The 25623-nt window shown below is 43.9% G+C and carries 25 protein-coding genes; 8 read left to right on the forward strand and 17 right to left on the reverse strand.

Annotation, left to right across the window (positions count from 1 at the left end):
- The first annotated feature begins 20 nt into the window (after positions 1-20).
- The 3 genes from fnr to ttcA all read left to right on the forward strand — a co-directional run bounded on the left by fnr (position 21) and on the right by ttcA (position 2784).
- Complete coding sequence (gene fnr, locus E0Z06_RS08015; RefSeq protein WP_279432800.1) at positions 21-749, forward strand: fumarate/nitrate reduction transcriptional regulator Fnr; 729 nt, start codon at positions 21-23, stop codon at positions 747-749.
- A 98-nt stretch (positions 750-847) separates the two neighbouring features.
- Entirely contained in the window at positions 848-1780 is a 933-nt protein-coding gene (gene uspE / locus E0Z06_RS08020) for a universal stress protein UspE (protein WP_132583539.1), read from the forward strand.
- Between the two features lie 80 nt (positions 1781-1860).
- Positions 1861-2784 (forward strand): tRNA 2-thiocytidine(32) synthetase TtcA, encoded by a 924-nt coding sequence (gene ttcA, locus E0Z06_RS08025; RefSeq protein WP_132583541.1) that lies wholly within the window; start codon positions 1861-1863, stop codon positions 2782-2784.
- Between the two features lie 24 nt (positions 2785-2808).
- Here the strand turns inward: ttcA and E0Z06_RS08030 are convergent, their stop codons facing one another.
- Positions 2809-3459, reverse strand: a complete 651-nt coding sequence (locus tag E0Z06_RS08030; protein ID WP_132583543.1) for a DUF2987 domain-containing protein — start codon at positions 3457-3459, stop codon at positions 2809-2811.
- A 1-nt stretch (position 3460) separates the two neighbouring features.
- Positions 3461-4324 carry a glucosaminidase domain-containing protein gene (locus E0Z06_RS08035; protein ID WP_132583545.1) on the reverse strand — a complete coding sequence of 288 codons (864 nt, stop codon included), beginning with the start codon at positions 4322-4324 and terminating at the stop codon, positions 3461-3463.
- Positions 4325-4567: 243 nt separating this feature from the next.
- On the opposite strand from E0Z06_RS08035, the gene E0Z06_RS08040 reads away from it, so the two are divergent.
- Positions 4568-5965, forward strand: coding sequence for an alanine/glycine:cation symporter family protein (locus E0Z06_RS08040; protein ID WP_132583547.1), 1398 nt, complete (start codon positions 4568-4570; stop codon positions 5963-5965).
- On the opposite strand, the gene E0Z06_RS08045 is transcribed toward E0Z06_RS08040, so the two are convergent.
- Complete coding sequence (locus E0Z06_RS08045; protein WP_132583549.1) at positions 5962-6279, reverse strand: YebG family protein; 318 nt, start codon at positions 6277-6279, stop codon at positions 5962-5964. The genes E0Z06_RS08040 and E0Z06_RS08045 overlap by 4 nt on opposite strands.
- Before the next feature lie 201 nt (positions 6280-6480).
- Here E0Z06_RS08045 and E0Z06_RS08050 point away from each other — a divergent pair, with 201 nt between their 5' ends.
- The 4 genes from E0Z06_RS08050 (at position 6481) to E0Z06_RS08065 (ending at position 10837) form a co-directional block, all read left to right on the forward strand.
- Positions 6481-7767: an anti-phage deoxyguanosine triphosphatase gene (locus E0Z06_RS08050; RefSeq protein ID WP_132583551.1), complete on the forward strand. Its 1287-nt coding sequence runs from the start codon at positions 6481-6483 to the stop codon at positions 7765-7767.
- Positions 7768-7803: 36 nt separating this feature from the next.
- On the forward strand, positions 7804-8196 hold the full coding sequence (locus E0Z06_RS08055; protein ID WP_132583553.1) for an MAPEG family protein: 393 nt from the start codon (positions 7804-7806) through the stop codon (positions 8194-8196).
- 101 nt (positions 8197-8297) lie between these two features.
- The gene (gene ggt / locus E0Z06_RS08060; RefSeq protein WP_132583555.1) at positions 8298-9968 is read left to right on the forward strand and encodes a gamma-glutamyltransferase; all 1671 of its coding nucleotides are present in this window, start codon (positions 8298-8300) and stop codon (positions 9966-9968) included.
- Between the two features lie 74 nt (positions 9969-10042).
- Complete coding sequence (locus E0Z06_RS08065; protein WP_132583557.1) at positions 10043-10837, forward strand: amino acid ABC transporter; 795 nt, start codon at positions 10043-10045, stop codon at positions 10835-10837.
- A 61-nt stretch (positions 10838-10898) separates the two neighbouring features.
- Here E0Z06_RS08065 and prpF read toward each other — a convergent pair whose 3' ends face one another.
- The 14 genes from prpF to fabG all read right to left on the reverse strand — a co-directional run bounded on the left by prpF (position 10899) and on the right by fabG (position 25618).
- Positions 10899-12086: a 2-methylaconitate cis-trans isomerase PrpF gene (gene prpF, locus E0Z06_RS08070; protein ID WP_132583559.1), complete on the reverse strand. Its 1188-nt coding sequence runs from the start codon at positions 12084-12086 to the stop codon at positions 10899-10901.
- A gap of 387 nt (positions 12087-12473) precedes the next feature.
- Entirely contained in the window at positions 12474-15062 is a 2589-nt protein-coding gene (gene acnD / locus E0Z06_RS08075; protein WP_132583561.1) for a Fe/S-dependent 2-methylisocitrate dehydratase AcnD, read from the reverse strand.
- Between the two features lie 296 nt (positions 15063-15358).
- Positions 15359-16486, reverse strand: a complete 1128-nt coding sequence (prpC, locus tag E0Z06_RS08080) for a 2-methylcitrate synthase (RefSeq protein ID WP_132583563.1) — start codon at positions 16484-16486, stop codon at positions 15359-15361.
- Between the two features lie 28 nt (positions 16487-16514).
- Positions 16515-17399, reverse strand: coding sequence for a methylisocitrate lyase (gene prpB, locus E0Z06_RS08085; RefSeq protein ID WP_132583565.1), 885 nt, complete (start codon positions 17397-17399; stop codon positions 16515-16517).
- A gap of 1 nt (position 17400) precedes the next feature.
- Entirely contained in the window at positions 17401-18084 is a 684-nt protein-coding gene (locus tag E0Z06_RS08090; RefSeq protein ID WP_132583567.1) for a GntR family transcriptional regulator, read from the reverse strand.
- A gap of 525 nt (positions 18085-18609) precedes the next feature.
- A complete protein-coding gene (locus E0Z06_RS08095; RefSeq protein ID WP_132583569.1) occupies positions 18610-19392 on the reverse strand; it encodes a TatD family hydrolase in 783 nt (260 codons plus the stop codon).
- Between the two features lie 15 nt (positions 19393-19407).
- Positions 19408-19734: a PilZ domain-containing protein gene (locus E0Z06_RS08100; RefSeq protein WP_132583571.1), complete on the reverse strand. Its 327-nt coding sequence runs from the start codon at positions 19732-19734 to the stop codon at positions 19408-19410.
- Positions 19735-19745: 11 nt separating this feature from the next.
- Positions 19746-20639, reverse strand: a complete 894-nt coding sequence (gene holB / locus E0Z06_RS08105; protein WP_132583573.1) for a DNA polymerase III subunit delta' — start codon at positions 20637-20639, stop codon at positions 19746-19748.
- A gap of 3 nt (positions 20640-20642) precedes the next feature.
- Positions 20643-21269, reverse strand: coding sequence for a dTMP kinase (gene tmk / locus E0Z06_RS08110; RefSeq protein ID WP_132583575.1), 627 nt, complete (start codon positions 21267-21269; stop codon positions 20643-20645).
- Entirely contained in the window at positions 21266-22276 is a 1011-nt protein-coding gene (gene mltG, locus E0Z06_RS08115; protein WP_132583577.1) for an endolytic transglycosylase MltG, read from the reverse strand. Before mltG ends, tmk begins: the two co-directional genes overlap by 4 nt.
- Before the next feature lie 35 nt (positions 22277-22311).
- Positions 22312-23085 (reverse strand): aminodeoxychorismate lyase, encoded by a 774-nt coding sequence (gene pabC, locus E0Z06_RS08120; protein WP_132583579.1) that lies wholly within the window; start codon positions 23083-23085, stop codon positions 22312-22314.
- A 97-nt stretch (positions 23086-23182) separates the two neighbouring features.
- Complete coding sequence (gene fabF / locus E0Z06_RS08125) at positions 23183-24421, reverse strand: beta-ketoacyl-ACP synthase II (protein ID WP_132583581.1); 1239 nt, start codon at positions 24419-24421, stop codon at positions 23183-23185.
- A gap of 76 nt (positions 24422-24497) precedes the next feature.
- Entirely contained in the window at positions 24498-24734 is a 237-nt protein-coding gene (acpP, locus tag E0Z06_RS08130; protein ID WP_132583583.1) for an acyl carrier protein, read from the reverse strand.
- 137 nt (positions 24735-24871) lie between these two features.
- A complete protein-coding gene (gene fabG, locus E0Z06_RS08135; protein WP_132583585.1) occupies positions 24872-25618 on the reverse strand; it encodes a 3-oxoacyl-ACP reductase FabG in 747 nt (248 codons plus the stop codon).
- Between the last annotated feature and the right edge of the window lie 5 nt (positions 25619-25623).

Below are 25623 nucleotides of genomic sequence, written 5' to 3' on the forward strand. Positions count from 1 at the left end.
AATGTATTGATTATAGAAAAGTGAAGGACGCCGTTATGCAACGCTCAGCAATAAACTGTCAGGACTGTGGTTTCAGTCAGCTCTGTTTACCGTTCTCACTAAATAATACAGAATTAAACCAATTGGACGATATTATTCAACGTAAAAAGCCGTTTCACAAAGCAGATATGCTATTTGAAGCTGGCCAAAATCAACGCTGTTTATATGCTATTCGTACCGGTTCGTTTAAAACCTTTACCCTAACCGAGCAAGGCGAGCAGCAAATTACCGGTTTTCACTTGCCTGGTGATATCGTTGGTTTTGATGGCTTAAGCAAACAGCATCACCCTAGCTATGCCGAAGCGCTTGAAACGGCGATGGTATGTGAAATACCGCTGCCGAATTTAGAAACCTTACTGGATCAATTACCCCGTTTGCGTCAACAAATGATGCGTTTGATGAGCGAAGATATTCAAGCTGATCAACAAATGATGCTGTTGCTAAACCGTAAAACTGCCGAACAAAAATTAGCTACATTTTTATCTCAACTGGCACAGCGCTTCGCTAGTCGGGGCTTTTCTGGTAGTGAATTTCGTTTAACTATGACCCGCAGCGACATTGGTAACTACTTAGGTTTAACCGTAGAAACCATTAGCCGTTTACTCAGCAAGCTAGATAAAGAGCAATTAATACTCGTTAATGGCAAACTCATTACCATCCTAGATCAGCCACGTTTATCTAAACTAGGTGCGCTTACAGCTCAGTGCTAGATTTTATGCGTAATTATTTGCGCCAACGCAACTAAGTTTTCCTCCAGCCAGGTTATTTTAGCTACACTTAATACAAGCTAAGCTAAGTGGAGCACGTCATGTCAATCTACAATAATATATTAGTTGTATTAGACCCTAGCGTTGAAACGCAAAAGGCCCTTAACCGTGCCATTGAACTCGTTAGATTACAAGGTGGTAAGCTAACCGCATTTTTAGCGGTTTACGACTTTTCGTATGAAATGACCACCATGCTATCCGGCGATGAACGCGAGACAATGCGCCAAGCGGTAATTAAGGACCGAGAACTATGGGCGGGTAAATATATGATCGCGCCGCATAATATCGGTATCGATATTGAGATTAAAGTGGTGTGGCATAACCGGCCCTTTGAAGCAATAGTACTTGCGGTACTCGAAGATAACTACGATTTGGTGATTAAAGGTACTCATGATCATGATGTACTAAAATCAATGATTTTCACCCCTACTGATTGGCATATTTTACGTAAATGCCCTTGCCCAGTTTTAATGGTAAAAGACAATGAATGGCGACAAGGTGGAAATATTATTGCTGCAGTAAATGCGGGCAGTGAAAAAGAGCACCATTTATCACTTAACCAACGCGTTATAAGCAGAGCTTTGCAAATGGCCACACTGCTTCAGGCAGAAACTCATTTAGTTAATGCTTACCCTGGCACACCAATAAATATCGCAATTGAAATACCTGAATTTAATATTCAAGAATATAACAGCACCATGAAGCACCATCATTTAGACGCTGTTGCCGCTTTAGCAAAGCAGTTCGATATCGACGCTAAGCACTGGCATGTAAGCGAAGGTATTCCAGAAGATGTGTTACCAAAACTGGCGAAAAAGCTCAATGCGACGATGATGATCATCGGCACTATTGGCCGTACCGGATTGTCGGCTGCTATCATAGGTAACACTGCTGAGCATGTTATTGACCGCCTAGACTGCGACGTACTAGCAGTAAAACCCGCTAATTTTGTCTGCCCATTGCACAAAGACTAACATTTAACACGACACAGCTTTGGTATTGGCGCACGCTTCGTTATAATGTGCGCCATTTTCATTAGTGGTAATTTTGTTTTATGACTCACGCAGCGCAAGCCAAAGCACAATATAATTTAAATAAACTCCATAAACGCCTGCGCCGTGGCGTCGGACAAGCTATAGCCGACTTTAATATGATTGAAGAAGGCGACAAAATTATGGTGTGCTTATCTGGCGGCAAAGACTCTTATACCCTATTGGACATTTTGCTGAATTTACAACAATCTGCGCCTATTAACTTTAAAATTATTGCGGTAAATTTAGATCAGAAACAACCCGGCTTTCCAGCCGAAGTACTGCCAAACTATCTAACCGGCATTGGTGTCGATTTTCAGATAGTCAATGAAGACACCTACTCTATTGTTAAAGATAAAATTCCTGAAGGCAAAACCACTTGCTCACTTTGCTCTAGGCTGCGTCGTGGTATTTTATATCGTACGGCTAAAGAACTGGGCGCGACTAAAATTGCATTAGGTCATCATCGTGATGACATGTTAGAAACGCTGTTTTTAAATATGTTTTATGGTGGGAAATTAAAATCTATGCCGCCAAAGCTAGTTAGCGATAACGGTGAGCATATTGTGATCAGGCCTTTAGCTTACTGTCGCGAAAAAGATATCGAAAAGTACTCACAAGCCCGCAGCTTTCCAATTATTCCGTGTAATCTATGTGGTTCACAAGATGGATTACAGCGTCAAGTGGTAAAGGAAATGCTGCAAGATTGGGATCGTCGTTTTCCTGGTCGTATTGAAACCATGTTTCAGGCCATGCAAAATATCGTGCCATCCCACATGATTGACAAAAACTTGTTTAACTTCGCCGCGCTAAGTAAAGACACCGAACTAAATGAGCGAGATACCGCCTTTGATAGAGAGGGTATCCCTGCTATACCTGTGGGCTTAATCGTAGATGACGAGCAAGCTGAATCCAATCATAATGTGCAAATTATTGCTTTAAACTAAGTAACATCGCAGTGTTAGTAAAACTTATTTAACACTGCTGCCAATTAACGGTAATATATATTGTGGCCGCTGATTAAACTGCCAGTTGGTTGCTGCCGGTAACAATGGCGTTGTTAAACGAATATAGCAACGTCTTGCATCGCAGCGAGTAACATCAGCTGCCGTTATAGGCATCTGCGGCGTAGTGGTATCCTCAGCGAACTCAACAATCACACCTTCAACAGCAGGCAACCAACGTTTACTGAACCCGGCCATATCATCAAGTAGCAGTGTAAATTGGCGTTGATAATGCTGCACAGTAGCAAGCTCTAAACTGGTATTTAAACGCATCCGCGAACGCAACTTAAATTGTATCTGACACGGCTCGGCGTTATCGGCCTGTAATACCGTAAGTATCGCGTTACTATCTTTTAAGGCTTCATCATAAGGTAGGCTAATTTCACCATTACCTGCAATATCTAGCGCAATATCGTGTCTGTCACTGACTAATTTTAAACTATAAAACCGACAAGGTTGCCCGCTACGTTCACCAATTAGGGCAAAGGCTAAAGTAATATCGCTGTATTCAGGTTGTTGTAGCTTTTTCATCCGTGCGTAAAAGCCGTTATAGTTCATCATTAAATCGGCAGAAACCGGTGTGGCTAAAAGTAGTAACAAAGACAGTAGAAAACGCATTTTATTCTTCCAATAATTTACGGTTAACGCGGATCATGCCACTAATTTCAGCTATATATTCCTCGCCACGTTCAGAGTACGAACCTAAACCTGCGGCCAAGGTTTCACCGCGCACGGGCTTATTTTCTGCTCTTAAACTTGCTCTAATGCTACGTAAGTGTTCGTAGGTATGGAATGTATTTAAATTATAGAAATACCCCTTAATGCTCGCAGCAGGACTATTAAAACTTGCTACCTCATGATATTGGCCTTCTACTCGTTCTTGCGGTACTAATCCACACCCTATACGAAAACACCACTGACCAAAAAAGTTATATCCTTCAAGCGCAAACCGACTTGTCCCCCACGCCGATTCATTAGCAGCTTGCATTAATACTAGTGAATCAGGAATAACATCAACCCGCAACAATAGCTCGGTTAATGTTGTCTCATCAATTTCATCGACGTCTAAACGAAACTCATCACACAAACTGTATAGAAATGCATACTCCTCCAGCGTAACACGTAACCGTTTTTGTCGCTTTTGCTGAATTTCTAACAATTGTCGACGTAGCTCGCGTAGACGAGCATTTTCGCGCTTAACGTAAGGTCGCAAATAATTAAAAAAGTTACGTTTTTTTTCTGTTACATTTTTAATTTGATTAAAATCTGGCAAGCTAACAAATGTAGGTAGCGGCTGAGTATAAGCTAAACGTTGCAGCACCTTTTTCTGATCTGCTTGGTTTAGTGCCGTTATGCGGCTAGGCTTTTGCCACTCTTCTAGTGAGTCGAGCTGCCTTATCGGTTCTAACTCAGCAAAGGGACTTAATACAGCAACAATGACAGCCAGCCAAAATATAACAGCACTGATTTTTCCTAATACCATTGTTCACCTGTTGTTTGTGTATCATTACTAAACAATGCTTATAACCAGTTTATAGCAATAAAAAACAGTCATTTTACCTGTATCAGCGTCGTTATACGACCAATAAATACGATACCTTGCTCTACTCCCACTCGTTAGCTATAGACAAGTAATAGTTAAGTAACAGATAAGGCCTTGTTTCTACGTGAATAACACAGTAGTCTTGCCTATCGCATTAGCCATCCATACTTCTTAATAACATTTATGAATAACGACTTTTCGTTCCAGCATGCATTTGAAACCCTAACATCGCATCTTTCTGCTGTAGTGTTTTATGCCTTTAACATTAATGATGTCAGTATTCCTTTAGTGCTAATTTGGTTAATTAGTGGAGCGTTAATTTTCACACTTTATCTGGGCTTTATTAACGTGCGTGGTTTTGGCCATGCTATTAGTTTGCTAAAAAACAATAAAAGTACTGGTGTTAAGGGTGAGATCACACCATTTCAAGCATTAAGTACGGCGCTATCTGGAACTGTTGGTACAGGAAATATTGCCGGTGTTGCCATAGCAATAGGCTTAGGCGGGCCAGGTGCAACATTTTGGATGATTGTGGCTGGCGTGCTGGGTATGTCTACTAAGTTTGTTGAATGCACACTTGCAGTAAAATATCGACAAATTAACCCAGATGGCAGTGTTTCTGGCGGCCCAATGTACTATATAAAAGCCGCTCTAGATAAATTTAACTTACCGCTATTGGGTAGCATTTTAGCAGTAGCATTCTCGGTATTTGTTATCTTTGGCTCTGCAGGTTTCGTTCACGTTAACCAAGGCTTTGTACAAGTAAAAACCGTAACTGGTTTTGATAATGCCTGGTTGTTTGGTGTTATCTACGCCCTATTAGTAGCCGCAGTTATTATTGGTGGTTTAAAAAGCATTGCCAAGGTTACCAGTAAGCTAGTGCCGTTAATGTGCGCAATCTACTTGCTCTCATCACTTATTGTGATATTTACTCATGCCAGCGCTATTCCGTCAGCTTTTGAGTTAATAATAAAAAGTGCTTTTACGCCTGAAGCCGGTTACGGCGGATTTATTGGTGTATTAATACAAGGTTTTCGCCGCGCCGCGTATTCTAACGAAGCCGGCATTGGCTCATCGCCCATCGCCCATGCTGCTGCGCAAGTAAAAGAACCCGTTAGCCAAGGCTTTATTGGTTTGTTAGAACCCTTTATTGATACTGTTGTTATTTGCACCATCACTGCTCTGGTGATTATTCTAACTGGCGCTTATCAAACACCTGGTCTTGACGGTGTGCAAATGACGTCAGGAGCTTTCGCTTCTGTATTTAGCTGGTTTCCATGGGTGTTAATGATTGCATTGCTACTATTTGGTTTTTCAACCGTTATTAGCTGGTCATATTATGGTCTAACTGGTTGGCGCTACCTAGTTGGCCACAACGAGCGCCTTACGCAGCTATATAAAGTGTTTTTTTGTATTATTGTCTCTATGGGTGCAGTGCCAAATGTTATGGCCGTGTTCGACTTTATTGATTCAATGATTTTCTTAATGGCTATGCCAAATATTCTGGCACTCTATTTATTACTGCCAGAAGTTAAAACCGATTTAAACGCTTACTGGAAAAATAAACAACAGGCCCGTTAAGCGGCCTGCTCTACTGACGATACTTTAGCCTTAGCCGGCTGTTCATCTGGCTTTGCGGGCGGCGTTTTTTCAGCTTTAACCGGCGGCTTTTTTGCCCCTAACGCAACTAATAGCTCGTCTTTTTGCTGTGCCATATACAGTGCCAACGCTTCTACAACTTGCTCATCCGTAATTAATGCGCTGCCGGTTAAAAACTGGCTAAGCTCATCTGCAGTATCGAGCATTTTGTCATAGGCATCTGCTTCTGCTTTGGATGTGAAAGTCATCTTTTCCGCTCCATTACGTTCGACTACATACTTAATAATTACAGCCATAATATTCCCCTTAATTAATGCACTGTTATTTTATACAGTATATTTTGCAGGTTGTCGATAGCGCTTAAATTAAAAACAACAAATAGTGCAGCCGTACCGCTACTCGTAGTTTAAACTCAATTAACGTAGTATAAGTAAGTGAAAAACATTTAATTCGCATAAGAGTAAATGTATTTATCAGCCTGAATTATAAGGAACACTATGTCATTTTCACAATGGTCAGAGCGCCGCTCAGGTATCAGTAATTCCAGGCCTGGTGATCAACGCTCACCATGGCAACGTGATCGCGCTCGTATTTTACATTCAGCCGCTTTTCGACGCTTACAAGCAAAAACCCAAATTCTTGGTATTGGCCAAAACGACTTTTATCGCACCCGCCTAACCCATTCATTAGAAGCAGCACAAATAGGTACCGCTTTAGTAAGCCAGTTACAAACTAAAGTAAGCATTGCCGAGCAATACTTTTTGCCTGATGCCAGCCTTATGGAAGCCTTATGTTTAGCGCACGATATTGGCCACCCACCTTTTGGTCATGGTGGTGAAACGGCGCTTAATTATAAGATGCTGCACGCCGGCGGGTTTGAAGGTAACGGCCAAACGTTGCGTATTGTTGCCAAGTTAGAGCCCTACACCGAACATCATGGAATGGACTTAACCCGTCGTACTTTATTGGGCTTGTTGAAATACCCTGTATTACAACCTAAGTTAAGCCATGACCTGATAGCGCCGATAAACCCTCTTAATTTAACACCTTGGAAACCGGCTAAAGCCATTTTTGCTGCAGATAGCGACATTTTAGACTGGGTTTTAGCGCCATTGAGTAAATCAGATCGTGCGCTATTTCAAAGCTGTGAAAGTTTAACGCAATCGCCTTACATTAAATCTTGCTATAAATCGCTTGATGCCTCAATTATGGAATTAGCCGACGATATTGCTTATGGTGTGCACGACTTAGAAGATGCGATTGTCTTGGGCAATATTAGCCAAAGCCAATGGCAGCAACACACCGAGTCAGAATGGGCGGCACTGCCGGCTAATTTACAACAATTAATGCAAAGCATTAGTGCCAACTTGTTTAGTGACCAACATCATTTACGTAAAGATGCAATCGGCTCGCTAGTAAACCTACTTATTAGCTCCGTAGCACTTACTGAAGCTTTACCCCAAGCCGAACAAGTACTGATCCGGTATAACGCTAGCTTAGACGTCGCTCCGCAGGCCATTTTGCAATGTTTAAAACGGGTGGTTTATCGTTGCGTAATATCAAAGCCGGAGATCCAACAATCACGTTTTCGCAGCCAAAATATGTTGATGGCATTATTTGATGCCTTTGTTTCAGATCCATCCCGGTTGCTACCAGCAAACACACAACAGCGATGGCTGCAGGCTGATGAGCAATTAAAAACCCGCGTGATCTGTGACTATATTTCTGGCATGACTGACGGTTACGCCGAACATATGTATCACCAGCTTTATGCTAGTGTTTAACGAACCTAATTTTAGCTTAGCAGCAACGGAGCAACGATGATTACAACCTTATTATTAACCCTATTTATTGCCATGTTACTGCCCTATCTGGCAAAGGCTCCCTTAGCGGCAGCGATGAAAAAATCTGGTGGGTATGATAACCATAACCCGCGTGCACAGCAGGCGGCATTGCAGGGCTTTGGCCAGCGCGCAAATGCCGCGCACTACAATAGTTTTGAAGCCTTGCTAATTTATGCATGTGCTGTATTTACCGCTGTCGGTTTAAATGCCGTAGATAGCATCACCGTGATATTAGCCTGGTTATTTATAGCTAGCCGCATCGCTTATTTATTGTGTTACTGGTTAGATCTAGCCACGATACGCTCACTCGTTTGGGCTATTGGCATGCTGGCAACACTGAGTATCGCCGGCCGAGCATTGCTGGGCTAGGTGTAAGATCGTTATGAAACCACTATGTAGCATTTCAGTTTTTTCTTGCTATTAAAGCCGGCCATTTTTACAGTAACCCTCGCAATGCACAGGAGCACGCAATGATCTGCCGCACACTAATAATTTTATGCCTGATATTTAGCAGTTTTTATAGCCTTGCTGAGCCGAATAAAACTCAGCTCGCTGGTGCGGTAGCGTCGCCGGATCAATACGGCGCTATCGTTGCAGAAAATATCCTGCGTAGCGGTGGTAATGCTATTGATGCGGCCGTAGCCACCGCCTTTACCTTAGCCGTTACCTACCCTGAGGCGGGCAACATTGGTGGCGGTGGCTTTATGACCATTTGGTTTGAAGGCAAACCTTATTACCTAGATTATCGTGAAACTGCGCCTGCCGCGGCGCATCGCGATATGTACTTAGATAAAGATAAACAAGTGATTGATGATTTAAGTTTAATCGGAGCTAAAGCTAGCGGCGTACCCGGCACTGTTATGGGGTTGTGGCAAGCACACCAGCGCTTTGGCTGCCTACCTTGGGCCGAGGTAGTAAAACCGGCAATTCAGTATGCACAAGCTGGTTTTACCGTTGCAGAAAATCAATATCAATACCGCGCTGATGTATTAGAGCAATTTGCCGGTAAAACCAACTTTGCCGACTATTTTAGCAAAATGCGCGCTAATGAAAACTTTGTGCAAACCGAGTTAGCTGCCACGCTAAGCCGAATTGCCAAACATGGGCCCAGCGATTTTTATCAAGGCGAAACTGCAAAGCTATTGGTCGCACAAGTTCAGCGTAATAATGGCCTAATTACTATGCAAGACCTAGCGGCATATAAAGCAGTGTGGCGTGAACCAGTAGTAACTGCTTGGCACGATTTTCAGTTGGTTACACCAGCTCCGCCAAGCTCTGGTGGCATTGCACTTAGCCAGTTACTTGGCTTAAAGCAGCGTCGCGATGCTGATTTTAAAGACGTGCCGCTTAATAGCACCCAGTATGTACATTTAATTGCTGAAATTGAAAAACGCGTGTTTGCTGACCGTGCCGATTACTTAGGCGACCCTGACTTTACCACCGTGCCACAAAACCAATTACTTGATGCGGCATACTTAGACAAACGCGCCAGCGAAATTAATAGTAAAGCGATATCAGTAACTGCTGATGTAAAGCCCGGGCTTGAAGGCTACCATACCACGCATTTTTCGATCTTAGATAAACACGGTAACGCGGTATCTAACACTTATACTCTTAACCTTGATTTTGGTAGTGGCGTAGTAGTCACCGGTGCCGGCTTTTTACTGAATAATGAAATGGACGATTTCTCAGCTAAAGCCGGTGTGCCAAATGCCTTTGGTGTGGTGGGCAGCAGCGCTAATGCTATAGAGCCAGGTAAACGCATGTTGTCGTCAATGGCACCGAGCTTATTAGTTAAAGATAATAAAGTGGAATTGGTAATAGGCACCCCGGGCGGCTCTACTATTTTCACTTCTATTTTTCAGGTTATAAATAACGTGTATGATTATAAAATGTCATTAACCGATGCCGTTGCCGCACCGCGGTTTCATCACCAGTTATTGCCTAAAGATCAAATAACCATGGAGCCTTACGCGCAGTTAACAACTGAAGTGCAACAAGCACTAACAGCAAAAGGCTATAACATTAAAACCCAAAGCTGGAACCTTGGCGATATTCAGGCAATAAAAATAACTGAGGGTAAAGTTGAAGCTGCCGCAGATCCACGCTCGCGTGGCGTAGCAAAAGTGTTTAGCTATTAATTAGTATAATAATGCGTTACCGGAGTAGTACATTAGTTATGCCCGACGTTCACAACACATATATAGGCCGTTACTTGCCAATACTATTAACTGTATTGGCAGTATTAACTCCGGCTGCCTACGCTAAAACACCAAAGCCAGTAGCTGCCATCTCTAGCAGTGATGCGACACTAACCTTTTGCTATGAAGACAAACAACTATTGCCTTATTACGCAGGCAATAGTAGCAATGTCCCTGAATTGCCGGGCGCATCTATAGAGCATCTGCGCGCGGCTGCAACGGCTACAGGCGTTAATTTGCAATTAGTCCGTTTACCCTGGTTACGCTGTTTGCAAGGGTTAGAAGATAACAGCATAGATGCGTTAATTGCGTCTGTTGAAACAGAGCGCCTGCATTATACGGTGTACCCTAAACTAGCTAACGGTGAACCGGATACCAATAAAGCATTTAACCAGTTGGGTTTGTGTTTAGCGCATCGCTTTGACAACCCAATAGAAAACAAGATAAACAATGAAACCGAGCACATTACTGTTGCCAGAGCATTAGGCTATCGAGCTATTAGCATGCCTAACAACGCCTCATTAATTGGCGTGCATTCTGTACAAAAGGCGTTAGATTTAGTGGTGTCTGGGCGAGTGGATGCAACAACGGTGTTGTGCCAACTTAATGGTATAAATGCCAAAGAGCGCTACCTTAATTTATTACCTGTGCAGCTAATGTATCCGCCGATACACCAAAGTTTTGGCTATTTAATGTTGAGTAACAGTTTTTATCAACGTTATCCGCAGCTATCAGAACAGCTGTGGAATGCCCTTCCTAAAACTTTAGATAAAGCACGCTATTTAGAATACTTAAACGTTACAGAGTAATATTACCGAAGCTGATAATAAATAAAGGTGCAATAGCACCTTTGTTATTCAGGGAATTAGATCAAAAACAATCGCCTGGCACGCGTACCCAACCTTCCATTAATACTCTGGCGCTGCGGCTCATAATAGCTTTAGTAACCGCCCAGTTACCATCAATCAACTTAGCTTCTGCACCAACCCGTAAGGTGCCCGATGGGTGGCCAAACCGCACCGCTTGGCGTTCAATGCCGCCAGCCGCCAAATTAACTAAAGTACCCGGAATAGCCGCTGCAGTACCTATAGCAACTGCAGCCGTGCCCATCATGGCATGATGCAGTTTGCCCATAGATAAGGCGCGCACTAGTAAGTCGATGTCGGCTATGTCTACTGTTTTACCACTAGACGATACATAGTCTTTTGCTGGTGCAACAAAGGCCACTTTAGGCGTATGCTGGCGAGCTGCTGCTTCAGAAATATCACTAATTAAGCCCATTTTTACTGCGCCGTAAGCACGAATAGTTTCAAACATAGCTAAGGCTTTAGCATCGCCGTTAATGGCATCTTGTAATTCTGTGCCGGTATAACCAATAGCGTCGGCATTAATAAAAATAGTCGGAATACCGGCATTGATTAACGTCGCTTTAAAGGTGCCTATACCTGGTACCTCTAAATCATCAACTAGGTTACCGGTAGGAAACATGGCACCACCGCCCTCACCTTCATCGGCTGCAGGATCGAGAAACTCAATTTGTACTTCAGCTGCAGCAAAAGTAACGCCGTCTAACTCAAAGTCACCCGTTTCTTGTACTTCACCATTAGTAATAGGCACATGGGCAATAATGGTTTTTTTTATGTTGGCCTGCCAAATACGCACGGTACATAAGCCATTGTTTGGAATGCGTTCAGCCGCAACTAAGCCGTTACTTATCGCGAAAGAGCCAACCGCAGCGGTTAAATTACCGCAGTTACCGCTCCAATCAATAAAGGCTTTATCAATTGCTACTTGGCCAAACAGATAATCTACATCGTGTTCAGCTTGGCTGCTTTTACTTAAAATAACGGTTTTACTGGTACTAGATGTAGCGCCACCCATGCCGTCTGTGTGCTTACCGTATGGGTCTGGGCTGCCAATAACGCGCAGTAATAAATTATCTCGTGCTGCACCAGCGTGTTGCGCTGTGGCCGGTAAGTCATCTAATTTAAAAAATACACCTTTACTGGTGCCGCCGCGCATATAGGTGGCAGGAATTTTAATTTGCGGAACACTCATAACTATTAGTCTCGGTTATCGTTTATATTTTATTTATCTTTACAGGTGGTTTGAGGCAGAGGTTCGAGCCGATGTCCTATTTAGCTCGTCGCAGCAACTCGCTCACGCTAGCGCGTTCACTCAAACACTCTGCGCCGACAAAACAGGACATCGGCTCTACTTTGCACATCGCTGATGCATATAGCTTTGGTTGGAACCTCTGAAATGTTGTCACAGAGTGTCTGAGTCCTGCCGTAGGCATGGACGAGTTGCTGTGACAAGCAGTTCAGAGCGTTGCAACCAAAGCCTAAATCTAAGCCTTAAGCCTTAAGCCAAAACCTAAATGTAAGCCTTAAACCAAAGCCAAAACTTAAACTTAAGCCTGAATCAACAATAAAACCGACTCACTTAAACCGCACCCTGTAAAAAGTCCTGCGCAAAACGCTGTAACACACCACCAGCTTCGTAAATTGACACCTCTTCTGCGGTGTCTAAACGGCAGGTTACTGGCACCTTTAGTGTTTCGCCATTAGTACGATGAATAACCAAGGTAACCGTTGAACGTGGTGTGCAATCGCCTATTACGTCATAGGTTTCAGTACCGTCTAACTGCAGCGTAGTGCGTGTGGTACCTGGTGCAAACTCTAACGGCAACACTCCCATACCAATTAAGTTAGTACGATGAATACGCTCAAAACCTTCTGCCGCAATAGCTTCTACACCGGCTAAACGTACGCCTTTAGCAGCCCAGTCACGCGATGAACCTTGGCCATAATCGGCACCTGCAACAATGATTAACGGCTGTTTGCGCTGCATATAGGTTTCAATGGCTTCCCACATGCGGGTAACCTTACCCTCGGGTTCAATACGCGCTAATGAACCTTGCTTAACTTTGCCATCTACTACGGCCATTTCGTTAATTAGTTTAGGGTTGGCAAAGGTAGCGCGCTGTGCGGTTAGGTGATCACCGCGGTGCGTGGCATAAGAGTTAAAATCTTCTTCTGGCAGCCCCATTTTATGCAAGTATTCACCCGCCGCACTGTCTAGCATTATCGCGTTTGATGGCGACAAGTGGTCGGTGGTAATGTTGTCACCCAATACAGCAAGCGGACGCATACCTGTTAACGTGCGCTCACCTGCTAACGCGCCTTCCCAATAAGGTGGGCGACGAATATAAGTGCTTTGTGGCCGCCAGTCATACAGTGGGCTAATTTGCTCACCGTAATCTACCGCTAAGTCAAACATTGGCTCGTACACTTTACGGAACTGCTCGGGTTTAACACTGGCTTTTACTACCGCATCAATTTCAGCATCGGTTGGCCAAATATCTTTTAAGGTAATAGCGCTACCATCTGGGTTAAAGCCTAAGGCATCTTTTTCAATATCAAAGCGAATAGTACCGGCAATAGCATACGCCACTACCAGTGCTGGTGAGGCTAAAAACGCTTGCTTAGCATACGGGTGAATACGACCATCGAAGTTGCGGTTACCCGACAATACGGCAGTTGCATACAAGTCACGTTCAACCACTTCTTGTTGAATAATAGGGTCTAACGCACCGCTCATACCGTTACAAGTGGTACAAGCAAAACCAACAATACCAAAGCCTAACTGTTCTAGCTCAGTTAATAACTTAGCGTCGTTTAAATACAGCTCTACGGTTTTAGAGCCCGGCGCTAACGAGCTTTTCACCCAACTTTTACGGGTTAAACCTTTCGCATTGGCGTTACGCGCTAACAAGCCGGCAGCAATAACGTTACGCGGGTTACTGGTATTAGTGCAGCTAGTAATAGCGGCAATAATAACGGCACCATCGGGCATTTTGCCGTCTTCAATTATATACTTACCGGCAATACCTTTAGCGGTTAAATCGCTAGTTGCTAAACGCGCATGCGGGTTAGACGGGCCTGCCATAGTGCGGCCAACGCTTGATAAATCAAACTTAAGTACTCGCTCGTACTCTGCTGTTTTTAGGCTTTCTGCCCACAGGCCTGCCACTTTAGCGTAGGTTTCTACTAGCTTAACTTGCTCAGCGTCGCGGCCAGTTAAGGTTAAATAATCCAGCGTTTGCTGGTCAATGGCAAACATAGCTGCAGTTGCACCATATTCTGGTGTCATATTGGAGATAGTTGCTCTGTCACCTAAACTTAGGCTATCTGCGCCTGCACCATAAAACTCTAAGTAACTTGATACCACTTTTTGCTGGCGTAAGAATTCAGTTAGCGCAAGCACTATGTCGGTGGCCATAATGCCTTCTTGTGCTTTACCGGTAAGCTCAACACCAATAATATCGGGCAGGCGCATCCAGCTGGCGCGGCCTAGCATAACGCTTTCTGCTTCTAGGCCACCCACACCAATGGCAATAACACCTAACGCATCAACATGCGGCGTATGGCTGTCGGTACCTACTAAAGTATCTGGAAACGCCACGCCGTTAAGCGAATGAATTACCGGTGACATACGCTCTAAGTTAATTTGATGCATAATGCCGTTACCTGGCGGGATAACTTCAACGTTTTTAAAGGCTTTTTTAGTCCAGTTAATAAAGTGGAAACGGTCGTCGTTACGGCGGTCTTCTATCGCACGATTTTTCTCAAACGCGTCGGCTTCAAAGCCGGCATGCTCTACTGCTAACGAGTGGTCAACAATTAGCTGCGTTGGTACTACTGGGTTTACTTTTGACGGATCACCGCCCTTTTCAGCAATGGCATCGCGCAGGCCTGCTAAGTCAACTAATGCGGTTTGGCCTAAAATATCATGACACACTACACGGGCTGGAAACCAAGGAAAATCGAGATCGCGCTTGCGGTAAATTAACTGTTTTAGTGCATCAGTTAACATAGCAGGATCACAGCGGCGCACTAAGTTTTCGGCATGCACACGTGAGGTATAAGGTAATTTGGCGTAGGCGCCCGGTTCAATGGCGTCAACCGCGGCTTGGGTATCAAAATAATCTAATTTAGTGCCCGGTAAGGGTTTACGGTACTGGCTGTTCATAATGGTTACCTGTGTATGAGTAATTCTCACGTTAAGCGTTACGCTCAAATCGGTTTGACCACACCAACACGCCGTAAACCCATCCCTGGGGGCTCCTTTTCGCCCGTCCAGGGCTACAAGGGTTGGCTTAGTTCAAACCGATTTGGCTTTATCTCGTTAAGCTATTCGTTTAACAGTGAAGTTGCCCCCGTTTAGCACAGCCACAGAGTGTCTGAGTCCTGCCGAAGGCATAAGGACGAGTTGCTGTGGCGAGCATAAATGGGTGCAACTAAATACCACGCTAAATAAGGCACAACTTAACGCTGGGCAATCGGCTTAACACTACGTGGTTCAACACCAACATAGTCAGCACTTGGCCGTATAATACGGTTGTCAGCGCGTTGCTCCATTACGTGTGCTGCCCAACCCGTTAAACGACTACAAACAAAAATTGGTGTAAACAACTTAGTAGGAATACCCATGTAGTTATAAGCCGATGCGTGGAAGAAGTCGGCATTACAGAACAGTTTTTTCTCACGCCACATTACCGCTTCACAGCGCACTGATACGTCATATAACAGTGTATCGCCATTGGCTTGGGCCAGCTTTTCTGACCACTGCTTAATTACCGCGTTACGTGGGTCTGACTCTGAATACACCGCATGGCCAAAGCCCATGATTTTTTCTTTACGCTCAAGCATACCTAACAGCTTTTGCTCGGCATCATCAGCGCTGGTCATTTTCTCAATCAGTTCCATCGCCGCTTCGTTAGCGCCACCATGTAATGGGCCACGTAGCGAACCAATAGCACCGGTAATGCACGAGTGCATATCACTTAGAGTTGAAGCACAAACGCGCGCGGTAAAGGTTGAGGCATTAAACTCATGCTCAGCATATAAAATAAGTGAGGCTTGCATGACTTCGGTGTGCAGCGCCTGTGGCTTTTCACCATGTAATGTCCATAAAAACTGTTCTGCAATAGACTCTGCCGCCGTTTCAACGTCAATACGTTTGCCGTGGTGGCTAAAGTTATACCAGTAGTTTACTAAACCTGGAAAAATAGCTAATAAGCGATCACTAGCATCTTGCTGCTGCGCAAAACTCTGTTCAGTTTCTAAATTACCTAACATAGAACAACCGGTGCGCATAACGTCCATTGGGTGCGCTGAAGCCGGAATACGCTCTAATACGTCTTTTAAAGCTTGAGGTAAGCTACGCAAACTTTTTAACTTGGCTTTATAGGCCGCTAATTCTGCGATGTTTGGCAGCTCGCCTTTTAACACTAAGTGCGCAACTTCTTCAAACTCACAGTGCGCCGCTAAATCTTTAACATCATAACCACGATAGGTTAAACCTGAACCGGTTTTACCAACAGTTGAAAGTGCTGTTTTACCTGCAACCTGACCACGCAAACCTGCGCCGGTTAACTGTTTTGCATTTGCCATTATCTTGTCCTTATTATCTTTAGAATGCTTATTTAGTTTTGCTGCTAAACAGCTGATCCAGCTTTTCTTCAAAACTGTGATAATTTAAAAAGTCATACAGTTCAGTCCGTGTTTGCATATTGTCAATCACGGCTTTTTGATCGCCATTGGCTAAAATAGATTGATACACATTAAGCGCCGCTTTATTCATTGCTCTAAACGCACTTAATGGGTACAACACCATCGCCACACCCACGCTACCTAATTCGGCCTTATTAAACAGTGGTGTTTGGCCAAACTCAGTAATGTTTGCCAATACCGGCACCTTTAATGCTTTGGTAAAGGCTTGATATTGCTCTAGCGTATGCACAGCTTCAGCAAATATTGCATCAGCACCGGCAGCTTCACAGGCTAAAGCGCGCTCTATTGCTGCATCAACGCCTTGTTGTGCTAACGCATCGGTACGCGCCATAATAAAAAAGCTTTCGTCGGTACGCGCATCAACACTGGCTTTTACCCGATCAACCATCTCGTCTAACGACACAATTTCTTTATTTGGCCGGTGACCACAGCGCTTTTGCGCTACCTGATCTTCAATATGAAATCCTGCCGCTCCGGCACGTGTCATTTCTTTTACCGTACGAGCAATATTAAATGCTCCACCCCAACCAGTATCAGCATCTACCAATAACGGCACGCTAGTGGCGGCGGTAATACGACGAATATCTTCACAAACATCATTTAACGATGTCATACCTAAATCAGGCAAACCAAAAGAGGCATTCGCCACACCAGCACCCGACAGATAAAGTGCCTGATGGCCAGTACGCTCGGCCATCATAGCGGTGTACGCGTTAATTGTGCCAACAATTTGCAGCGGTGTATTCGCCTTAATAGCCGCGCGAAATTTTTGGCCGGCAGTAAGTGTGCTCATGTTAAGTCCTCATTTGTTCTAGTTGTTTTTCAATATTTAACCGCGACGCTGCTATATGGCGGCGCATTAATAATTCGGCAAGTTCACCATCACGGTTAGCAATGGCATTAAGAATAGCTTTATGTTCATCAAAAGCCCGTGATACCCGAGGCCCATTCATACCTAGCTGCACGCGATACATACGCACTAAATAATACAGCTCATCACACAGGATATTAATAAGGTAGTCATTTTTGCTGCCCAAGATAATGCGGTAATGAAAATCCAGATCGCCCGCTTCTTGATAATAGCTTTCGCCTTCGCGCACACGCTGCGTACTTAAGTGCTGATCGAGTAATTGGCGCAATTCGGCTATTTCGCTATCAGCCATGTGCTCTGCGGCCAAACGGCACGCCATACCCTCAAGGGTTTCGCGTAACTGATATAATGATAGCAAACCTTTTGTCGACAATTTGACTACGCGAGCGCCGGCATTAGGAATACGCTCAATAAGATGGCAGCGCTCTAAGCGCGCTAAAGCCTCACGCAGTGGCGCACGGCTAAGATCAAAACGTTTTGCCAGCTCCGGCTCACTAATTTTGCTACCCGCAGCGATTTCACCTTCAACAATTGCGCGCTGCACTTCTAGCAACACGCGATCAGCGGCAGTAATAGGAGAACGTAATGAAGGATGCGGTACCGTCATAAATTGTCGACACAAAATAAAGATGCGATAGTTTTAAAGGCTTTTAACTGCTTAGTCAAGTAAACCAAGGTATATATTGTCGACAATCAACGGAAAAATGTGAATCCAGCTTTACAAAAAATATGAGCTGGTATTGGCTGTCTTTACAATTGAATTTATAAAACCAGATTTAATTTAGAATAAATAAGCATTAAAAATAGTGAAGCAATACATTTAACGAATAAAAGACGCAACAAATGTTAGCGCACTAAAGTCGGGACAACTCAATAATACAGCAGGTTTCACGTAACAAGCTGGGGATAAGTTGAGGATAAGCTGGGTGCAAATTTAAAAAAACGTATCAGTTCAATGGTATCTAAGTATCACCGTTAGTAAGCAATTTTTTTTTGCTTTACTAGACTGGATCTTACCTTGAAAACATTTGTAGTAGTAACGATAGCGCACGGCTCATTCCCTATGAGCCATTCCCCTAGGCCCGGAACAATGCAAATTAGTTCCGGGCTACTTTTATCTAGGCCTATAACGTTAGGCTACTCGTTTTACTAAGTTAAATAACGTATAAAAATTATCCGTCGTGGCTTTTGCTAGGCTGTCTAGACTTACGCCTTTAACCTCAGCAACAGCCTTTGCTACTGCGCTAACATAAGCCGGTTGGTTAGTTTTACCACGAAACGGCACTGGCGTTAGATAAGGTGCATCTGTTTCTATTAGCAGACGATCAAGCGGTAAACGTTTAACTACATCGCGCAGCTCGGTGGCATTACGAAACGTCATAATGCCTGAAATTGAAATATAAAAACCCAGATCAAGTGCAGCTTTAGCCATATCCCAGTTTTCAGTAAAACAGTGTAAAACACCACTGGCTTTATCCGCATTATGGCTACGCATTAATGCCAAGGTATCGGCTCTAGCATCGCGGGTATGAATAATTAACGGCTTAGCGAGCTGATTAGCTACGTCAATATGGCTAACGAAAGCAGCCTGTTGGCTAAGTTTAGACTCTGGTGAGTAAAAATAATCTAGCCCTGTTTCACCCACAGCAACCACAGTATCTCGCTGACACTGCTGTAACAACTGTTCTGGGTCTACCTTGTCATGCTGGTGCAACGGGTGCTCGCCACAAGATATAGACACATTAGTAAATGGAGCAACGCTTTGGGCCATTTGCTCAAATTCGGATAAGCTTACGCACACACATAACATGTGCTGAATTTGTTCAGCCTTTGCATTATCGACAACTTGCTCAAGGGTTAACCCTAGTTTATCAAGCTCTAGCCGATCAAGATGGCAATGTGAATCTACAAACAAAATAATACTCTCAGCTTAAATAGTGTGGGTCGGATCAGCCGAATTTAGCATTCCGCCAAGTAGCTTCTCTATCTGCGCACCTAATTGCGACTTATCATCAATAAAGCTAACGCCGATACCTGCAGGGTTAGAGCTTTGCGAACCATGTGGCGTGATCCAAGCTACTTTACCCGATACGGCAATCGGCTCTAATGAATCAGGTAAGGTAACGCTCAACGCCAGCGACTGGCCCATTTTATATTGTCTTGGCGTACGAACAAACAAACCGCCTGTTTTTAAAAATGGCATATAGCTGCGGTATAAATCTTTTAAATCATTGAAGCCTATTGTTAGCTCTTCCATAAATACTCCACTTAACCTTGCAGTCGTTTTAACTCAATTAAAAACGCACTTAAAGCAAGCTGCTTATTCTGCCCTAAAATTTGTATTTCGTCACGACACCAGCGGCTATACAACTGATGTATTGCTAGAACACGTTGCGGATTATGGCCAATTAAACTAGGCAATAATTGTTGGCGAAGTAGCCAACCGATAATCTGGCTTAATCCGCTAATTGCCTCTAGCTGTTTTACGCAATCGGCTAATACTATTTGCTGGCTAAAAAACTTCGTCAAACTATTAATAGTCACGTGTAACTGATCCGCTTCACCAGACTCTAATAAACTTAAGGCTTTTAGCGGCCCACCTGCAGCGTAAGCTAATAAGAAATCAGGCACCGCGCGATTACTATGTTGCGCTAACCAGCGCTGAATATCGTCGCCATACTGTGCAGCTATTACCCATTGTTGGCAGCGGCTAAGCAAGGTTGCCGGCAAGGTGCTACCACTGGTGCTAAACAACAGTAAAAAACTATTTTGCGGTGGCTCTTCTAAGGTTTTTAGTAACGCGTTAGCGGCAGCTTCGGTTAACTTGCTAGCGTCAGCTAATAATACTACCTTATTTTGCTGCTGCTGCGCCCTACCTTGCATAAACTGACTAAGCTGACGCACCGCATCAACACCTATGCTTGTGCCAGAGCTGTCGACAATAAGTAAGTCAGAATGGTTGCCCGCTTCACGTAATAAACAACTTTTGCATATACCACAAGGCTTGGTTTGGGCAGTACAAAGTAAAGATGCCGCCAGCCAGTTGGCTAATAGGTGTTTACCGATACCTTCTGGACCAGTAAGTAAAATGCCATGCGCTAACTGATTAGTGTTTAGTAGCTGACTAAATTGTTGCTGATAAGATACTAACCAAGGTGGCATAAATTAACCCACTGCCGGAGTAAGTGCTTTAGCAATACTTTGCTGTACTTGCTCTATCGTTTGGTTAGCATCAATGATGGCAATATTGGGCTCCGTATGGGCAATGTGTAAGTATTTTTCGCGGATGCGTTGAAAAAATGCCAGTTGCTCTAATTCAATACGATCCAGTTCACCGCGCACCCGAGCGCGCTCTAAACCAATTGCAGGATCAATATCTAAATACAAGGTTAAATCAGGCGTTAAATCTCCCAGCACAGCTTGACGCAGTTGATTAATAAACGGCTCGTCAAGTTGCCGACCACCACCTTGATATGCACGAGACGACAGATCGTGTCGGTCAGCTAATACCCATTTACCTTGTGCAAGTGCAGGATTAATCACATTTAGCAGTAATTGCATGCGCGCGGCATACATTAGTAATAGCTCGGTTTGGGGGGCAATAATTTCTGTCGTTTGTACTTGTTTAATTAAGTTACGTAAACTTTCAGCTAACGGCGTACCGCCGGGCTCACGGGTGCAAACAACGTCATGCCCTAATTGCTGCAAATACTGTTTAACATAGGCGATAGCCGTACTCTTTCCTGCGCCTTCAAGGCCTTCAACAACAATAAACTTGCCTTTATGGCTCATAATTTTGCTCCCAAAATATATTTTTTTACTGCACGATTATGCTGCTCTAATGTGGAAGAAAACTGATGAGTACCATCGCCTTTACTGACAAAATAAAACAACTCTGTTTCCGCGGGCTTTGCTACCGCTTGTAACGATGCACGACCAACCAAACTTATCGGTCCTGGCGGTAAACCATGGTGACGATAGGTATTATACGGGTGTGGGTTGCTTAAATCGGCTCGAGTAATATTACCGTTAAAATTATCTAAACCGTAAATTACTGTAGGATCCGTTTGCAAACGCATATTTTTGCGTAACCGATTTATAAAAACCGATGCTACTAAGGTTTTTTCTGGCGGATAGCTACTTTCCTTCTCAATAATAGAGGCCAGTATTAATAGCTGATATCGGTTTTGTAGCGGCAAGTTATCTTGGCGCTGCTGCCATGCCTGTTCTAGCTCTATTAGTAAGGCGCGCTGTGCACGCATAACCAACGCACTTACTTTGCTATTAGCCGTGTAGTAATACGTATCAGGGTAAAGCAGTGCTTCACTATTGACCGGCTTTTCACCCCACTCGGCTGGCCATTGCAATAGCTGTAATACCTCGGCCGCGGAACGTATATCTTGCTGTAAATAAGGGGCTCGTTGTATTCGCTCTAAGCTTTGTTGCAAGGTTTCGCCATCAATTAGCGTTAACGAAAACTGCGCTTCTTTACCACTACGAAATAAAGCTAGTACCTGTAATAAGGTATGCTGATTATCAAGACGAAACACGCCCTGCTGCACCGCAGCCTCTGCTGGGTGTAGTTTAAGATATAACTTTAATGACAAACATTCTGCTGTACTTAGCAGCTGTTGTTGCTGCCAACGCTGACATAACTGCGCGGCAGAACTGCCTGAGGGCACAGTATAAATACGCTCAGGCAAAGCAAGGCTGATCTGCTGCACATAGCGCACTACAGCGTAATAGCCCGCTGCGCATAGCAGTAGAAATAGAATAATAATTTTCAGCGACTTTAGCATATTACCTGCGGTTTTAATGTCTAGGGTTTAAATGGCTACGCGTTCAATTTCTGTTGTAATTGCTGCACTGGCAATAGTGTCAGTTCTTGATTATTAATACTTTTAACCGGAACTATACCCATAAGTGCATTGCAGATAAACATTGCCTCTACGTTTGCTAGTTCATTTAGCCGCCAGCTAACTTCGGCTATATCTAACAGCTGTTTACGGTGTTGCTGCATAATATGCTGGCGCATTACGCCGTTAACACCGGCTCGTGTCAGTTCAGGTGTATACCAGTTACCCGAGCGATAGAAAAATACATTTGCGGCGGTAGCTTCGGTAATAAAACCTTGCTGATCTAGTACTAAAAGATCATCAGCGTCCGTTTGGGCTAACTCTTGCTTTAATAATACTTGCTCTAAACGATTATTATGTTTTAAACCCGCCAGCAATGGCTGAATACCAAGTTGTAACCTCGCGGTGCTTAACTGCACACCCAGCCGCTGTGCCATAGTATAATCAGGCATAGCACTGCTGCTAATATAAATACGTGGTTGGCTTACGTCTTGGCAAGCATAACCTCGCCCGCCTTCGCCACGCGAAATCAATATTTTTATAACCTGTTGCGTTAAGGTCACTGCAGCTTCAGCTTGGCGTTGCAATGCAAACCAGTCAATATCGCCAAAACCTAATGTGGTCGCACCTAGTTGCAAACGTTGCAGATGTAACGGCCATAATTGAATTTTACCACCACGCACTTGCATAGTAGTAAAAAGGCCATCACCGTAATTAAAGCTGCGATCTTGAGTATGTATAGCCGCTTGCACACCTGTTACCAGATAAGTAGAAACAGCCGCAGTATGCCTTAAAATGCAGATAAAACAAAGGCCGCACTAGGCAGCCTTTGTTAATCAATACAGCAGATTATACGCGCTTGAACAAGATAGAACCGTTAGTACCACCAAAGCCAAATGAATTACACAATGCATAATCCATCGTAACTTGACGTGATTCAAGAGGCACATAATCCAAATCACAACCGACATCGGGGTTGTCCAGATTAATGGTTGGCGTAACCACTTTATCTTGTAACGACAATACGGTAATGATGGATTCAACCGAACCCGCCGCACCCAGTAAATGACCAATCATTGATTTAGACGAACTGACCATCACTTTATCAATGTTGTTGGCAAATACCGATTTAATCGCCATCGTTTCAGCAATATCACCCGCCGGAGTAGAAGTACCATGAGCATTAATATAAGCAACTTGCTCAGGGTTAATTTGCGCATCGTTTAATGCATTACGCATAGCAGCGGCTGCACCAGCACCGTTTTCTGGTGGCGATGTCATATGGTAAGCGTCGCCACTCATACCAAAACCAACTAGCTCGGCATAAATTTTAGCGCCACGTGCTTTAGCGTGCTCGTATTCTTCAACTACCATTACACCCGCGCCGTCGCCTAGCACAAAACCATCTCGGTCTTTATCCCACGGCCGACTCGCTTGCTGTGGTGAATCGTTACGTGTCGACAGCGCCCGCGCTGCACCAAAACCACCCATGCCTAAAGGCGTAGAGGCTTTTTCAGCACCACCGGCAATCATAACGTCGGCATCGCCGTAGCTAATCATACGTGCAGCATGGCCAATATTATGCACACCTGTAGTACAGGCGGTTACAATACTGATATTAGGGCCTTGCAAACCCAACATTATTGATAACTGACCAGCAATCATATTGATAATGGTTGATGGCACAAAAAACGGTGATAACCGCTTCGGGCCACTTGCCATTAATTTAGTGTGGTTTTCTTCAATTAAGCCTAAACCACCAATACCAGAGCCTATAGCAGCACCAATACGTGGCGCATTTTGCTCAGTTATTTCAATGCCCGAGTCACGAAATGCCTGAATACCAGCAGCGACACCATACTGAATAAAGAGATCCATTTTTTTCGCGTCTTTTGTCGAAAAATACGGCTCCACATCAAAATTTCTTACCAAACCAGCAAACTTGGTAGTATAGGCACTAGTATCGAAATGATCGATCAGCGATATACCACTTTTACCCTGCTGTAAGCCTTTCCAGCTTGAGGCGACATCATTACCCAGCGGCGTTAACATGCCTAAACCGGTAACTACCACACGACGTTTTGCCACAAAATCCTCCGCCATGGAAATTTTCTTTTATAAACAAAAACGGGTAGCCAGGCTACCCGTTCTGCAAGCTGTTCGCTTACTCTGCGTGTGCTTTGATATAATCAATAGCAGACTGAACAGTCGTAATTTTTTCAGCTTCTTCGTCAGGAATCTCAGTATCGAATTCTTCTTCAAGCGCCATTACTAATTCAACGGTATCTAATGAATCGGCACCTAAATCTTCAACGAATGACGCTTCGTGCTTCACTTCGTCTTCTTTAACACCCAGTTGTTCGATAATAATTTTCTTTACGCGTTCTTCGATGTTGCTCATCTTTTTTTCCTTTTTCTCATATAAATCGCAACAATTCGTGCAATTTTGTGTGGCGCTAGTTTATGCGTAAGTTTTATGGGTTGCAAGTAAACAAAACAGCATTTTTTGCTGGTCAAACCTGCTTATATTCCCAATACTTACACCATATACATCCCGCCGTTTACGTGAATCGTTTCACCAGTAATGTAAGCCGCCTGATTAGACGCTAAAAACGCAGCTGTTGCAGCAATTTCTTCTGGCTTACCTAATCGGTTTGCTGGTACTTGGCCAAAGATACTTTCTTTTTGTTCTTCAGACAGCTCTTTAGTCATGTCAGTATCAATAAAACCTGGAGCAATAGCATTTACGGTAATTCCGCGCGATGCAACTTCACGGGCTAATGATTTAGTAAAACCCAGCACCCCGGCTTTAGCTGCCGCATAATTGGTTTGGCCTGCGTTGCCCATAGAGCCCACTACCGAACCAATATTAATGATACGACCAAAACGTTTTTTCATCATGCTACGCATTACCGCTTTGCTTAAACGATAAACTGATGTCAAATTGGTTTGTATTATGTCAAACCATTCATCATCTTTCATGCGCATTAGTAAATTATCGCGCGTAATACCGGCATTATTAACTAAAATATCGATATCACCAAACTGGTTTTTTATTTGCTCTAAGCATTGTTCAATTGACGCTGTATCGCCAACGTTTAACACTAAGCCACAGCCTTTATCACCTAAATAACTACTAATAGCCGCCGCGCCTTTTTCTGAAGTTGCCGTACCAACGACTTGCGCTCCTAGCGCCGCTAACTGCTCGGCAATCGCGCGGCCTATACCACGGCTAGCGCCAGTGACCAGTGCTACCTTGCCTTCTAATGAAATAAAATTTGTCATTTTTA

The organism is Rheinheimera sp. D18, from assembly GCF_004345025.1.
Classification (GTDB): domain Bacteria; phylum Pseudomonadota; class Gammaproteobacteria; order Enterobacterales; family Alteromonadaceae; genus Alishewanella; species Alishewanella metallidurans.

What these genes read in the sequence shown, in the direction of transcription:
- ttcA (WP_132583541.1), top strand. Translation starts at nt 1,861, where the DNA reads ATGACTCACGCAGCGCAAGCCAAAGCACAATATAATTTAAATAAACTC.
- ggt (WP_132583555.1), top strand. Translation starts at nt 8,298, where the DNA reads ATGATCTGCCGCACACTAATAATTTTATGCCTGATATTTAGCAGTTTT.
- mltG (WP_132583577.1), bottom strand. Translation starts at nt 22,276, where the DNA reads ATGCTAAAGTCGCTGAAAATTATTATTCTATTTCTACTGCTATGCGCA.
- E0Z06_RS08100 (WP_132583571.1), bottom strand. Translation starts at nt 19,734, where the DNA reads ATGGAAGAGCTAACAATAGGCTTCAATGATTTAAAAGATTTATACCGC.
- prpB (WP_132583565.1), bottom strand. Translation starts at nt 17,399, where the DNA reads ATGAGCACACTTACTGCCGGCCAAAAATTTCGCGCGGCTATTAAGGCG.
- prpF (WP_132583559.1), bottom strand. Translation starts at nt 12,086, where the DNA reads ATGAGTGTTCCGCAAATTAAAATTCCTGCCACCTATATGCGCGGCGGC.
- prpC (WP_132583563.1), bottom strand. Translation starts at nt 16,486, where the DNA reads ATGGCAAATGCAAAACAGTTAACCGGCGCAGGTTTGCGTGGTCAGGTT.
- E0Z06_RS08090 (WP_132583567.1), bottom strand. Translation starts at nt 18,084, where the DNA reads ATGACGGTACCGCATCCTTCATTACGTTCTCCTATTACTGCCGCTGAT.
- fabG (WP_132583585.1), bottom strand. Translation starts at nt 25,618, where the DNA reads ATGACAAATTTTATTTCATTAGAAGGCAAGGTAGCACTGGTCACTGGC.
- E0Z06_RS08030 (WP_132583543.1), bottom strand. Translation starts at nt 3,459, where the DNA reads ATGCGTTTTCTACTGTCTTTGTTACTACTTTTAGCCACACCGGTTTCT.
- tmk (WP_132583575.1), bottom strand. Translation starts at nt 21,269, where the DNA reads ATGAGCCATAAAGGCAAGTTTATTGTTGTTGAAGGCCTTGAAGGCGCA.
- acpP (WP_132583583.1), bottom strand. Translation starts at nt 24,734, where the DNA reads ATGAGCAACATCGAAGAACGCGTAAAGAAAATTATTATCGAACAACTG.
- E0Z06_RS08050 (WP_132583551.1), top strand. Translation starts at nt 6,481, where the DNA reads ATGTCATTTTCACAATGGTCAGAGCGCCGCTCAGGTATCAGTAATTCC.
- E0Z06_RS08040 (WP_132583547.1), top strand. Translation starts at nt 4,568, where the DNA reads ATGAATAACGACTTTTCGTTCCAGCATGCATTTGAAACCCTAACATCG.
- E0Z06_RS08045 (WP_132583549.1), bottom strand. Translation starts at nt 6,279, where the DNA reads ATGGCTGTAATTATTAAGTATGTAGTCGAACGTAATGGAGCGGAAAAG.
- holB (WP_132583573.1), bottom strand. Translation starts at nt 20,639, where the DNA reads ATGCCACCTTGGTTAGTATCTTATCAGCAACAATTTAGTCAGCTACTA.
- acnD (WP_132583561.1), bottom strand. Translation starts at nt 15,062, where the DNA reads ATGAACAGCCAGTACCGTAAACCCTTACCGGGCACTAAATTAGATTAT.
- uspE (WP_132583539.1), top strand. Translation starts at nt 848, where the DNA reads ATGTCAATCTACAATAATATATTAGTTGTATTAGACCCTAGCGTTGAA.
- E0Z06_RS08055 (WP_132583553.1), top strand. Translation starts at nt 7,804, where the DNA reads ATGATTACAACCTTATTATTAACCCTATTTATTGCCATGTTACTGCCC.
- E0Z06_RS08035 (WP_132583545.1), bottom strand. Translation starts at nt 4,324, where the DNA reads ATGGTATTAGGAAAAATCAGTGCTGTTATATTTTGGCTGGCTGTCATT.